The 12725-nt window shown below is 58.2% G+C and carries 9 protein-coding genes and 2 pseudogenes; 4 read left to right on the top strand and 7 right to left on the bottom strand.

Annotated features, from left to right (window positions below; genetic code table 11):
* Positions 1-419 (bottom strand): transposase (locus EN786_RS33900; protein WP_246688803.1); only part of this gene is annotated, 419 nt, incomplete at its 3' end.
* 283 nt (positions 420-702) lie between these two features.
* Here EN786_RS33900 and EN786_RS33895 point away from each other — a divergent pair.
* Positions 703-1889, top strand: a protein-coding gene (locus EN786_RS33895; protein ID WP_135909680.1) for an IS3 family transposase whose coding sequence is annotated in 2 segments (ribosomal slippage) — positions 703-955 and positions 955-1889 — 1188 coding nt in all. Because the reading frame shifts where the segments join, the coding sequence is not laid out codon by codon here.
* Between the two features lie 563 nt (positions 1890-2452).
* Here EN786_RS33895 and EN786_RS33885 read toward each other — a convergent pair.
* The 5 genes from EN786_RS33885 to EN786_RS33860 all read right to left on the bottom strand — a co-directional run bounded on the left by EN786_RS33885 (position 2453) and on the right by EN786_RS33860 (position 9159).
* On the bottom strand, positions 2453-2662 hold the full coding sequence (locus EN786_RS33885; protein WP_135909678.1) for a hypothetical protein: 210 nt from the start codon (positions 2660-2662) through the stop codon (positions 2453-2455).
* 511 nt (positions 2663-3173) lie between these two features.
* Positions 3174-5849 carry an N-6 DNA methylase gene (locus EN786_RS33875; protein ID WP_135909676.1) on the bottom strand — a complete coding sequence of 892 codons (2676 nt, stop codon included), beginning with the start codon at positions 5847-5849 and terminating at the stop codon, positions 3174-3176.
* A gap of 989 nt (positions 5850-6838) precedes the next feature.
* On the bottom strand, positions 6839-7051 hold the full coding sequence (locus EN786_RS33870; protein WP_135909674.1) for a hypothetical protein: 213 nt from the start codon (positions 7049-7051) through the stop codon (positions 6839-6841).
* A 61-nt stretch (positions 7052-7112) separates the two neighbouring features.
* On the bottom strand, positions 7113-8381 hold the full coding sequence (locus EN786_RS33865; protein ID WP_135909672.1) for a hypothetical protein: 1269 nt from the start codon (positions 8379-8381) through the stop codon (positions 7113-7115).
* 574 nt (positions 8382-8955) lie between these two features.
* Positions 8956-9159, bottom strand: a complete 204-nt coding sequence (locus tag EN786_RS33860) for a hypothetical protein (protein ID WP_135909670.1) — start codon at positions 9157-9159, stop codon at positions 8956-8958.
* Positions 9160-9330: 171 nt separating this feature from the next.
* Between EN786_RS33860 and EN786_RS38030 the strand changes: the two genes are divergently transcribed.
* Positions 9331-9471 (top strand): hypothetical protein, encoded by a 141-nt coding sequence (locus EN786_RS38030; RefSeq protein WP_189524349.1) that lies wholly within the window; start codon positions 9331-9333, stop codon positions 9469-9471.
* A gap of 12 nt (positions 9472-9483) precedes the next feature.
* Positions 9484-10020, top strand: coding sequence for a hypothetical protein (locus tag EN786_RS33850; protein WP_135909668.1), 537 nt, complete (start codon positions 9484-9486; stop codon positions 10018-10020).
* Positions 10021-10141: 121 nt separating this feature from the next.
* Here the strand turns inward: EN786_RS33850 and EN786_RS33845 are convergent.
* Positions 10142-11072: pseudogene (locus EN786_RS33845) on the bottom strand (IS3 family transposase); the annotation flags it as partial.
* 65 nt (positions 11073-11137) lie between these two features.
* Here EN786_RS33845 and EN786_RS33840 point away from each other — a divergent pair.
* Positions 11138-12189: pseudogene (locus tag EN786_RS33840) on the top strand (IS110 family transposase).
* The last annotated feature ends 536 nt before the right edge of the window (positions 12190-12725 follow it).

The raw sequence follows: 12725 nt of genomic DNA, 5'->3' as shown, positions 1-12725 counted from the left end.
AGAGCGTCCTCGGACAGGATGGATCTTCCTGAAGCACGTCCACTAAGGCTGATCTGTTCCTCGATTGCCGTACGAAGATTCTGGACCAGATGAAACCGGTCGGCCACCTGGTGAGCCTGCGGTGCGCCTTCACGGACGGCCTGCGCATAAAGGCCGCAGCGGTCTCGGCTGACGACCTCGACGGAGCGATGATTCCGCAGCCACCTGGCTGCGCTATCGACACTCCGATCATCGAGAATGTCGACGACCGAGTGACGCTCGAGATCAACCATGATAGTGCCGTATCGCGTCGCTCGCCGCCAGCTCCAGTCATCGATGCCAATCACCCGAATCTCGGAGGCGCGGTGAGTAACCGCGGCATCCCGCTTCAGTTGCCGCAGGATGGTGTCGTCACTGACCGGCATGCCGAGCCGTTGCATGAGGCGTTCGCCAGGACGTCCACCCGTGCTATGGCCGAGCAAGCCGACAATCTCGCGACCCTCGTCGTCCTGCGCGCATAAGGGGAAGCAACCGTCGGGAGTCGATCAGTGAACGTTTGTCGCTCACATTTCTGATGTGCACATCGCCAGCGGCTCAGCAGGAGCTTCACCGTCACGGGCTTGCCCTGGACCGGCAGATCCTGAAGGCTGCGGTTGGACTGACCTGCCACGGGTAATTTCCTCCGGCTTTGATTAGAGTCCGGCCTGATTGAAGGACGGACAGATGAAGAGAAAGCGCTTTACGGAAGAGCAGATCATCGCGGTTTTGCGCGAGCACGAGGCGGGTGCGAAGGCGGGCGATGTGGCGCGCAAGCACGGGATCTCCGAGGCGACGCTGTATAACTGGAAGGCGAAGTATGGCGGCATGGAGGTCTCCGACGCCAAGCGGCTGAAGGCGCTGGAGGAGGAGAACGCCAGGCTGAAGAAGCTTCTGGCCGACCAGATGCTGGAAGCCTCGGCGTTGCGCGAGCTCCTGTCAAAAAAATGGTAGGGCCCGCCGCCAAGCGCGAAGCCGTCGCGCATCTGCAGACCGTGCTGGGTCTGTCGGAGCGTCGGGCCTGTTCCATTGTCGGCGCCGAGCGCAAGATGATCCGCTACCGGCCGCGGCGGCCGCCGGAGACGGAGTTGCGCGGCCGGCTGCGTGATCTCGCCAACGCACGCCGCCGCTTCGGCTACCGGCGGCTGTTCATCCTGCTGCGGCAGGATGGCGAGCCGGCGGGGATCAACCGCATTTACCGGCTCTACCGCGAGGAAGGGCTGGCGGTGCGCAAACGGCGTGCGCGACGGCGTGCGGTCGGCACCCGGGCGCCGATCCTGGTGGAGGCCCGGGCCAACGCGCGCTGGTCGCTGGATTTTGTCCACGACCAGTTCGCCTGTGGCAGGCGCTTCCGCATTCTCAACGTCGTCGACGACGTGACGCGAGAGTGCCTGGCGGCGATCCCCGACACCTCGATCTCGGGCCGGCGTGTGGCGCGCGAACTGACGGACCTGATCGCCCGCCGCGGCAAGCCCGGCATGCTCGTCTCCGATCACGGCACGGAATTCACCTCGAACGCCATGCTCGCCTGGTCGAAGGACCACCAGGTGGAATGGCACTACATCGCACCGGGAAAGCCGATGCAGAACGGTTTCTGCGAGAGCTTCAACGGGCGTATGCGGGATGAATTCTTGAACGAGACCCTGTTCTTCGGCCTCGACCATGCCCGCACGACGATTGCCGAATGGAGGGACGACTACAACCGATCACGCCCACATTCAGCGCTCGGATATCTCACGCCCGCGGCCTATGCCGCCAATCTCACCGCAACGGACGATCGGCTGCGCAACCCCGACCAGCTCCGCCGATCGCCCGTTGCTCAACCCGCGCCATACGGCGTAAAACCCGCCGAGGCTCTAATTGCGGCTGGATGAAAATCCGGTGGCAGGTCAGGACCAGCCATGCCGACTGCGGCTTCGCCGGCCACAATCGGGGCAAATGCCGATCGCTGGTCCGGCAGCGGAAACAACCCAACTGTGATCATCAGTGAGCGCGACACCCAGAATTCTGACCCCTGGGCCGGGCGACCATTTCGATTTCGTTCGCATGCCCGCCCATAGCGATAGCGTCGCTAACAGCGGATGAACCACACAAATTGAGGAAGACCCCGTTTAAGTGCCAAGCGACAGCAGGCATGGGAAGTCGCTTCGGTTCACTCCAGTGGCACCGATCAAAGGCACCATCGACAGTTTCCGCTTTGGCGCTTTCTGTTCGCCCATTAGGTCTGCGATTTCCTCGTCACGTCCTGCTATTCGGCTTTCCAGATTGGCGATGCGTTCGGTCAGCAAGTAGCGGCCGACCAGGAAGCCTCCGCCTCCGAAGAGAGAAAGGTCGCAAAGACGGCCGGGTTCGCCAGCACCAGCGCCGAGTTGGCTACTAGGAAAGCGATAAGGTCATGCATCGGGCAACATCGTCCTCGCGTGAGCGCCCACCGCTGTCACCCTAAGATGGCGGGCGTGTCGTCGTAGCTGACGTGCACAAGCCCCGGATGGCGGTGAGCAAGGGCGACTATGTGGGTCTCAAGCTCACAGTTGTAGGCCATGAGCGCCTTCACGGTCTCAAGCGGGCTGCCGTAGCGAGCGATCAGCTTCTCCGCCTCCGCGTGCAGTTCCGCCTTGGTCTTAGGGTCCAGATGCATAATGCCCATTGTGGCGCCTCCCACCGTGAGCCCTATGCGGCGCTGGCATAGTGAACAAAATGGGAACAAAACTGTCAAGAGTGAATTGACCGGAAGAGGAATGCCTTCCTAAATTGGGTGATGCCTGATACTCGTGGAAGACGTAAGCGCGGCAGCGAATGGAAGCTCAGCAAGGCTCACGAGGCAGGGCAGCTTGTGCGTGTCCAGTGCGGGCTCTGCAGCGTCAAAGCGCTGGTATCAGCCGGGGGACCTTAGGGAAATCTTCGGAGATGTTGAGGCAGAAATGGTGGGGAGCAAAATGACATGCGAGCGATGCGGCAAGAACGAGTTCATGCATGTCGAGACACAAAATCCATCGGCCGGAGAACGGCAGAGCATCCGCATGAGGCGGCTTGTCGAGATAAGGGAGGTTCGGCGGGTCATTTGGAGGGACGAGGATTAAAGAGGCCGCGGTCGATCATGCCCCCCTGATGGTAGTCATCGATGCGGGTCCCAGCTCGCTTTGGCCGTCTTTCATGCGTTAGACGGCTCTCGCGTTTTCGCTTCTGGTACCGAGATCGTATAATCGGGTCCTGAGAGCGTCGAAGCGCCGCACAGCGCTTGCTATGGCCTGCTGCTGCGTCTCGTCGAAAGTCCCGTCTTCCTTGATCGGGATGTCGACTTCCAGCCCTTTTACACGGGCAGCGAACAACTTGGCCTCGTATAGAAATCCGCCTTTGTAGACGGCAGCCCTCAGGGCGACTGCTAAATATTCGAGGTCTATCTTCTCGATCTTTCGTTCGACAATGATAACGTCATCAGTGATAGCACATCGGCTGTTTCGGACGAAAACTTTTCCAACGCTTGCGCCATTTGCGTTAACCGTGACGATAGGCTTCTCCTCGACGTGCCCGCCCTTAACGTTCTTGAAGAACTCCGCATCGACATTCCCCTTCGTCTCGCGCTCTGTCTTGAAGCAGCTATATACCGTCAGGTCACCGGGATGTTCTCGTATCTCCTTGCCCGTAACGCGCGTTCCAGACCTCACATCGAAATGCGCGGTATCACCGACACGGATAGTCTGCATTTCACCCGAGGTGAGGGATTGTAGCTCCTTCTTCGCTACCTCCAGTTCCTTGGTGATTTCCTCAATCTCCAGCATCGTCTCGTCGATAAAATCGACGCGAGCAATGGCCGATTCTTTTTGACCAAGAGCGACCTGCTCGTCCTCGGTCCAGAACCGCATGACGTCCCATCTATCGTTCTCGGTGAACTGATCTGCGCCAACGACCTTGGCAATGGTCGCTCCATCCGCAGCCTTTGCATCGCCGTTTGCAAACTTGACAAACATTTCTGCGATGTCCGCGAGATCGTTCTCATTCGGAGTCGGGACCCTTTCCCAATTCAGCGTTTCCCCTACCGTCCTGGCGATGCCGCAGAATACATCGGGGCGCGGATCGGCCGCCGTGTGACGCTTTTCCAGAACGAGGATGTACGTGAGCTGAGCGGTGTTGAAGAACGTATTTCGGGGCAGGGCAATCGAGGCAATAAGGTTGCAATCATCCAGAATCCGCTTTTTCGGGCCTGGATCGGTCCGGTTGAGAAGGCCCAGGGGGACAATAACGAAAGCGCGGCCGCCCGCCTTCAATGCCCCCGCAATGTAGCGCAGGAATAAAGCTTCGACGCCCAATCCGGACTTGTCATAATAGTCCCGCAGATCGACACCGTTGCCACCAATTCCAGCCTCTTTGACTTCATCCTTGTAGACCCCGCTCCCCTTGGTGACGTAGGGCGGATTAGTCAGGATAACATCGATGGACCCGCTGGGTGGATTTTCGAGAGACCCTAAGGTCTCGTTTGAGTTCATCAACACGAAGGTTTGGGCCATCAATTGATTGAGCGCGTCCATGGTGATGGCGGGATCGCGCACCATCTCAGCACAATGAATGAGGGTGTTTGCCTTCGCGAGGATATGGGTGTTCGCGTCTACATCGACGCCGATGAAACGAATGCGGCGCTTCGGCTGTCCACTGACGAACGTCGTATTGTTGGCAAGGGACGGGACGATAAGCGGCGGCTCCAAGACGAAGCCACCCACACCGGCCGCCGGATCGAGGACCACTGCACCCTCCGCCAGCTTGTCTAGCCGGGCCATGCGTATCATCGGTCGAACGACATTCCTTGGTGTAAAGAACTGGCCCAATTTCTGCTGCCGTGCGCTACGCCGGAGGAATGTTTCATAGAGCCGAAGCTTGAATTCCGGGTCAATAGTCGTCAGCGGACCAAACTCTTGAAAGTCATTCAGGATATCAAGAAATGTTCTATTGAAGCCCGCCAGTGTTACCGTTGAAGATCGCAGAAATGCAAAACCGTTTATTACGGAAGTTTTTGACACTACAGTGCTCAGACCAAAGACGTCCGCAACTTTTTCGTCGTGTACAATCGTGCTGTCTTTAAATATTTCCTTAATTTTTGGCCTAATCTTCTCAGAGTAATATTCGATCGCCGTCATTCCGTGCTGTTCTTGAAACCGTTTTGGATCAGATATCAGGCCGTAGAACCTATATGCTTCCGGCAGGGTCGATAATGGTAGGTTGTCCGATAGGAATTTCAGGACGAAAATCTCGACGAACGTGAGCAAGCATTGCTTTGGCTCTTCCTTTGTTGCGTGCCAGATGGTCTGCCAGACCTTTTCCGCAAGCGGCGCGGGGTCTTTCAGCACGCCAGCATCGCCAGCTAATAGGTTCGAAAGGACGCCGGGGCCGAAATCGCGTTTGTCAGAAAAATAAACGAGCTTCTTACCTGCCAACGATTGCATCACATCGAGGTAAAGCCAACTCTTACCGTTTGATGTGACGGCGACTGGTGCGCCAAGCGCCGCTGCCGCGAAGAGTCCTTGCTCTGAGGCTTTCAGCACCTCAGCCGCCGAGCGCATCTTTGTTGGGGCCTTGTCCTCTCCCGTGGCGACAGGCTTCAACTTGTTCCCCTGTCGTCGGAGGAATACGCGATCCGGCTTAGCGCTTCCCGGGGCCTTTAGCGGTTTGTAGGCTGTGAAAGGAAAATCTATGGATGTCGGGATGACAACATCGATACCGACTGCTCTCAGTTCGCGAACGCTTGTCGCGCCGATGTTTAAGTCTTCGAAGTCACCGAACTTGTTGCCCTTGATCGTGCCTGTCGCCAGATAACCTCGCTGGTTAAGTTCTTCGTTCGACACCTAGTAGCTACCTTCCCCCAACAGAGCGATACCAGAATCGGCAACCCGGACTAGAGCCTAGAAGAACGCTCTCGACAAGCTGGACAACGCCACGTCACGCGATGGCGAGCTGCAGACAGTCAGTGAAGGGCGTCTGTTGCCCTACTACAGCAGCGACAGTTGGGCCGCTTCCAAAAAAAGCACACAATACGACGTGGCCCGACGCTTTAGCGGTGGTCAGGTAATAGCCTAGGTAATATATGCGTCAAAATCATCAATCGAAGCAAAGCTCGTTGGGCCTGTGATAGTTTGGGCCATGACCGTTCCGTCAGTGTAAATCGTCACCTTTCGGCCGTTGTGAACCGTTTCTGACCGCAACTGCTGTCGGGAAGGAGCAGTCGCCGGGGCGTCCTCGATGCCTGTTGCGGCTTGTGGTGCGGCCTTCGACGCGGCAACTCTCCTCACCAGGTCCCGAAAGCCATCCGTGTTCCGCTCAATGTTGCCCAGATGCACGACAGCTTGGCCGAATGCTGCCAGAAGGACACTCTGAATGGTTCCAGTGAGGAAGAATGGCACCAATGCACGGGGAATGCGCGTCCAACGTGCAAGTGGGTTTGATCCCAGTAGCGGCAGCGGTGGTTCCCATCGATTAACCGTTCCATGTCACCATAGACCAGTATGATCAGTGCCGCTTCGCTCGGGTGTGCGTCTGGCTTGGTCCGATTGGCCAGTTTCGCCCACTGGAGCCTCGGTCGCGTAACTTGCACCACGATCGTGTTCGACGCTGAGAGCACCGGTAGGTCATCTGGCGGGAACAGGCCTTTAAGGTTCTTTCGAAAGAGGCGGTTCAACGTACCGGCCGGGGTGCGGCTTTCACGTTTCCGATGGTTGCTCAATGCCGCGCAGACAGCATCGAAGTTCTTCTCGTTTTCCGGGAAGCTTATCATAGCGCTCCGTTTATGCGGCGTGATCAGTCTCGACGCTGCAGGCGCGCGCCACTGTTCGGCGTGTCAAGATGGCGGCTTGACGATCACCATATCCCATTCGCCATTCCCGCGTTCGCTGGAGGCGTGGTGAATGAGGACCTCATATTCGGGGTTGAGTGACAGAAACGCCTTCACCGAGCGATCGAAGGCCAGTATGCTTGGCCAGTCAGTGCGCTCTGGCGACAGAACCAAATGGCCATCGGTCTCGGTGATCTTGCAATCCGGCAGTGAGATCATTTCTTGCTTTCCGCGCTTGTTAGATAGCTCGACCTGGCGTTCGGGTGTCGAATCGCGACAGTTAGCCTTCATCCGTCTGTAATCTCTTCAAATCTTTGCCGGTCAGCGATATTTCAGCTCCTGGCACTTTTAGGTTCACTCCCGAGGCGCGCCCTAATATCGCCGAAGCCAAGTAATCAGCCGGGTGCATGTCAGCTGATTCATCCTTTTCCCCTCTCGCAAACAGATTGCGTGAGATGGTTTCAAGCAAGTGTTCTGGCATTGACTTTTCCTGAGAAAGCCTCCACTCCAGCGCCGCCTCAACAACCCAGCTCGCTCGATCAATGTCCAAATCGAACTGCTTAAGTTGAAATTCCGCGTCTGCGTATCGCTCAAACCATCTGTTCATCCAGCGCAGATACCAGGCAATTAGGCCGAGAAGCGCGACAGTCAGGCCCACAGGCTTCAGACCTGCGATTATAACCTGAGCCGTCGTAGCGCCGGCAGGAAGCGAGCTCAGAGCGTTCGCGTAGTACGCAAGAAAGCCGACCAACACCGCCGATGAGCCGATGACACCCAAATGGATCGGAGTCCGGTTGCTTTTCGTCTCTGGCGTAATTTGGAACTTGTTTGAGCGTGCAACGATCTTCGATTTCAGCTCTTGGTGAAGCTCACGCCGCGCATGTGTGTTGCTGCGGTCGTCTAAATCTTTCTGCCGTGCCGCCAGTTCCTCTTCTGTCCTTTGCAGAGCTCGCTTTGCTTCCTCGATCGTTTTTTCCGCTTCCGTCTGTCGAGTGGCGAACTGTGCATCAAGCTGAGCGTTTCGTTCGTTATATTCCTCCTCAAGTCTGAGGCGAACCGCTGCCGCTTGCTCACCAACGTTGGCCACAGTGCGCTGCAACTGCTCGATCATCTTCTGATGCGATTTCATGAGCAGCGTAAAAGATTGGGAATTATGAAACAGCTTGGCATTCTGGTCAGTATTTGCCAGAAATGAATCGCTGATTAGCTGGTTGAGACGCGACACTTTCTCAGGCGGAACGCCGTCCTTCGGGTTGTTTGTGATGCTCAGAACATCGAAAGCAAAATCTGCATCTGACGCGATGTTCCGTTCAACGACGAGGTTGAAGTTGGCAGCGCCGATAGTAGCCGAGTAGATCGTATATCGATCCGATGAAGCTAGCGGATGCGTGCGCCATTTTTCATCGCTAATCGGAAACTGCTCACCCCGCGCCGATCCAATCTCACTAATGCTGCAACTGGTTGCGTCCACCATTTCAGACGCTGATTGCAAAAAGCTAAGAAGATCGGCGTCTCTAAGACGCGGCACCTGGAATTTATAGTCGGCCATTTTTCCCCATCCCACACCCGAGGGGCAAAGGTAGACCATTTAGGATCTGGGGACGCAACCCTGCGCTGCAAGCTTTGCTATGGAGCCTTGCCACCGGCTGGGCGATCGGGCTGGGAGTGGCCGCCGGTTTGCCGATGGCGGCTGAAAAGTAGATCGCCTGCGCATACCAAAAAATTTGATTGCCGCTGACCTTGGCGGATCAGCTCGTCAGATGTGCAATGCAGGATGGATGAGGTTGCCGATTCGGAGATCGAAGCCCTCGCGGCCGATCTCTATGCGGCTTCCTACACTTTGCGTATGGGGCCTAATGCCGTGGGTGCAGTTCGCTATCCATACCGTCGTGCGGGTTGAAGGCAAGCTGGTTGACATAACGCCTAACCAGGCATCGCAGCGCTACCCCTTTATCGAGCACCGGGGGAGTTGGAAGCTTTTCGAGGCGGCCGGCCGGCGGGGAAAAATCTATCACCAGATCAGACGTTTGGAACGCGCTAGCAGTTCGCCCGCCGGTCTCTCTCCTGGCTTGGGCGACTACTGTCATCGGGAATCTTGGCAGGTCGTCTGTCACCTTCGTCGCTCACCACCATCCGAAAGATGCACCGAACGGGTGAACGCCGGCTAAGAGCGCTCCTACGGCCGCCGTCGATGCGAGGATCAGTTCGAAGCCTCGCAAAGTGATGCGCCGCTCGAGCAATACACTCTGGCCGCGGCAGTACAGCCGGCCGTCATCGTCGATCTGAAAGCCATCCATTTCGTCGATGCTGATTGTTCGTGGAGCCATCAGGTTCGTTCCTTCCTCAACCTCACGCCGGCGCCGCCGCCTTCCTCCGGGATGAACTCAACGCCGGCCGCCCCTGAGGGAATAATTTCTAGCTCAATCGAACTTCGGCGGGGGTGACGGTTTCCATTCTGTCGCTGCTTTCAGATAGCTCACGCCCCGGCTCCGGCCAGTTTGCCGACCAGCAAACAGTTTCGGTTTATGGACACGGGCGGCATCCGGCTAAATGCCGATGGCGTGACCCTTGAAGCCGGCGAAATCAACGAATTCGTCAACATGATCGACGGGGGGCTGTATGGTGCGCCGTCGAACTAAAATTATGCGATCGTGGAAGCCGTCAACGGTCTCAATGTCGCAAAATTCGATCCGACCCTTACCGCCAGCGCGGTCGGGTATTCGCTCAATAATTTGGGCTTTGGCGCTCTGAACACCGGCCAATACAGTTTCGCCGCGCTGTGGAAGGTGACGAACGGTTTTCCATCGAAGGCGCGCGAAAATATCGCGGTCGCTTTCGTTGGGACCGAAGCGCGGGCGGTGTTGCGGGAGGACGATTCTGGCGTTCCGGAAGCGCGAGTGCAAAGAGCGACCGACAATACTGTCACGATCGTTTCAATCCCGACGCCTGTCCGCATAGGTGGATGGGTTGCGGCGGCGGCGGACTATCACTGGACGAACGATACCGTGACTATTCACGATCTTCTAGGGTCGACAAGCGTTAGCGGGTCATCAGCGGAACGCCTGGTGCGGCGCCATCCGACATCAACACCTATCGGCTCGGGTATTTTCTCGCTGCGAATGAGCGTTTCGTACGTCAATTGGCCGATTTTATGCATATGCCATATTTGCGGACCGAACCCCGACTGACCGCGCTTAGACTGCACATGCGGGCACGGGCAAGGCTGATCTAAGTTCTCGGGAGTGGGCGGACGGCGTGAGCTGGAAGGTGTGCTCGAAAGAACGCTATCGGTGACCTGCCACTGAACTGTCATCCGGCGGCGATTAGAGCCTCAGCTGTTTCTGTTACGCCGTAGGGCGCGGGTTGAGCGACCGGCGGAGACGCGAAGCCCATATCGAGCGGAGCGGCATAGCCGGTTGCGGCGAGGGTTCCGGCGAAGGCCGCCGGGGTCTGGTAGGCGAGCGAGGAATGAGGCCTCGCCGTGGTTAAAGTCCTGCCTCCATTCGGCGATGGCACTGCGGGCGTGGTCGAGGCCGAAGAACAGGCTCTCGTTCAACAGCTCGTCGCGCATTCGGCCGTTGAAGGATTCGACGCAGCCATTTTGCATCGGCTTGCCCGGCGCGATGTAGTGCCATTCGACGCGATGATCCTTCGACCAGGCGAGGATGGCGTTCGAGGTGAACTCTGTGCCGTGGTCGGAAACGATCATGTCCGGCTTGCCGCGCCGGGCGATCAGGTCAGTCAGTTCCCGAGCAACGCGCCGACCGGAGATCGACGTGTCCGGGATCGCGGCAAGGCATTCGCGCGTCACGTCGTCGACGATGTTCAGCACCCGGAACCGCCGCCCGCAGGCGAACTGGTCATGGACGAAGTCCAGCGACCAGCGCGCGTTCGGCTTCGCCTCAACCAGGATCGGCGCCCGCGTGCCGACCGCTCGTCGCCGTGCCTGGCGCTTGCGTACCGTCAGGCCCTCCTCGCGGTAGAGCCGGTAGATGCGATTGACCCCTGATGGCTCGCCCTCTCGCTGGAGCAGAATGAACAGGCGTCGACAGCCGAAGCGGCGGCGCTCGTTGGCGAGGTCGCGTAACCTTATGCGCAGCTCCGTCTCCGGCGGACGCCGGGACCGATAGCGGACCATCTTGCGATCGGCACCGACGAAGGAACAGGCCCGACGCTCCGACACGCCCATGACGGCCTGCAAATGCGCGACGGCTTCGCGCTTGGCGACAGGCCCTACCATTAATGGGATGGTCCGCCCCGTCCTCCCGCAGCATCATCTGGGCAGTCACAACAAAGGAGGTTGCAATGTCCCCACGCAATGCGCCGCGCCCTGCGGCCGTCTATGGTGTCGATATCGGCAAGAACATCTTCCACGTCGTCGGCTTGGACAGCGACGGCGAGCCCGTCCAGCGAGTTCGCTTCCGACGCGATACGTTGATGAAGTTCTTTGAGCGGGCAGCGCCGGCAATCGTCGGGATGGAATCGTGCGCTGGATCGCAATGGATCGCAGGAGACTTCAGGCACTGGGGCACAAGGTTCGCCTGATCCCAGCGCAGTTCGTGAAGCCATACGTCAAGTCGAACAAGAGCGACATCATCGATGCCGAAGCTATCGCCGAAGCAGCCACGCGGCCGACGATGCGATTTGCCGCGATCAAGAGCGAGGAGCAAGCCGACCTCCAAGCTTTGCATCGGGTGCGCGACCAGATGATCGGCACGCGAACCCGTCTGATCAACCAGATGCGAGCATTCTGCCTGGAATACGGAATCGCATTGAGACAGGGCGCCGGACTGTTCAAGCTCGACTTGCCACTGGTTCTCGATGACCTTTCGAATGACCTCTCGCCGGCAATGCGCAAACTGCTCGTGGACCTGTTCGCAGATCTGCGCCAGTTGGAGCAGCGCATCAACGACGTGACGAGGGAGATCGCAGCGATCGCAGACCGAGAAGATGTTGCCCGCCGGCTCATGACGATCCCCGGAATCGGAGCATTGGGAGCCACCGCGCTACTGGCGGCCGTCGGCACCGGATACCAGTTCCAGAAGGCTCGCGACCTGGCCGCATGGCTGGGGCTGGTCCCTCGAGAATACTCGACCGGAGGCAAGCAGAAGCTACTCGGTATCAGCAAGCGCGGGAACCGCTACGTTCGCAAGCTGCTCGTTCATGGGGCGCGATCATGCTTCCGTCACCTGGATCGAACCCGGGATCGCCTGGGAAGCTGGCTTGACGGGTTGCAGAGCCGTATGCACCCGAACAAAGCTGTTGTCGCACTTGCCGCCAAGATGGCGCGCATTGTCTGGATTGTCCTGACCAAGCCGGGAGCGCTCTACGAACGCAGGGACCCTGCCTTCGCCTGACGCTCCGGCTCGATTGCAAGGCTCGGGAATAGTGATGACGAAACAGTGGATCAGCATGCCGTAAGCCCTGTGCAAAAAAGCGGGCTTCGTGCCCGAACCATTTATTGGGAACGGCGTGCGCGGATCTCATCATGGCCTGGCTGCAACAGCAGCTCACTCGCGAGAGGCCGGATACATTTATGCAACTGGAATCGTCATCGGCGATGTCGCGAACCCTTGCACGGACGGGGCGGACCATACATCTGGATTGTCCTGACCAAGCCGGGAGCGCTCTACGAACGCAGGGACCCTGCCTTCGCCTGACGCTCCGGCTCGATTGCAAGGCTCGGGAATAGTGATGACGAAACAGTGGATCAGCATGCCGTAAGCCCTGTGCAAAAAAGCGGGCTTCGTGCCCGAACCATTTATTGGGGTCGGAACAAGAGCAGTGCGAAATCGTACGCTAAGGGTGAACGGATCATGAACTCTACTGTAGTGCGGCTGTGTAGCATCCGATCCCTGTGGATTGCCATCGCGGGGCACCCAGTTTTGATTTC

The organism is Mesorhizobium sp. M4B.F.Ca.ET.143.01.1.1, assembly GCF_004792275.1.
Taxonomy (GTDB): domain Bacteria; phylum Pseudomonadota; class Alphaproteobacteria; order Rhizobiales; family Rhizobiaceae; genus Mesorhizobium; species Mesorhizobium abyssinicae.
The sequence above is the reverse complement of the archived record's forward strand: the minus strand, read 5'-3'. Positions and strand labels throughout refer to the sequence as shown.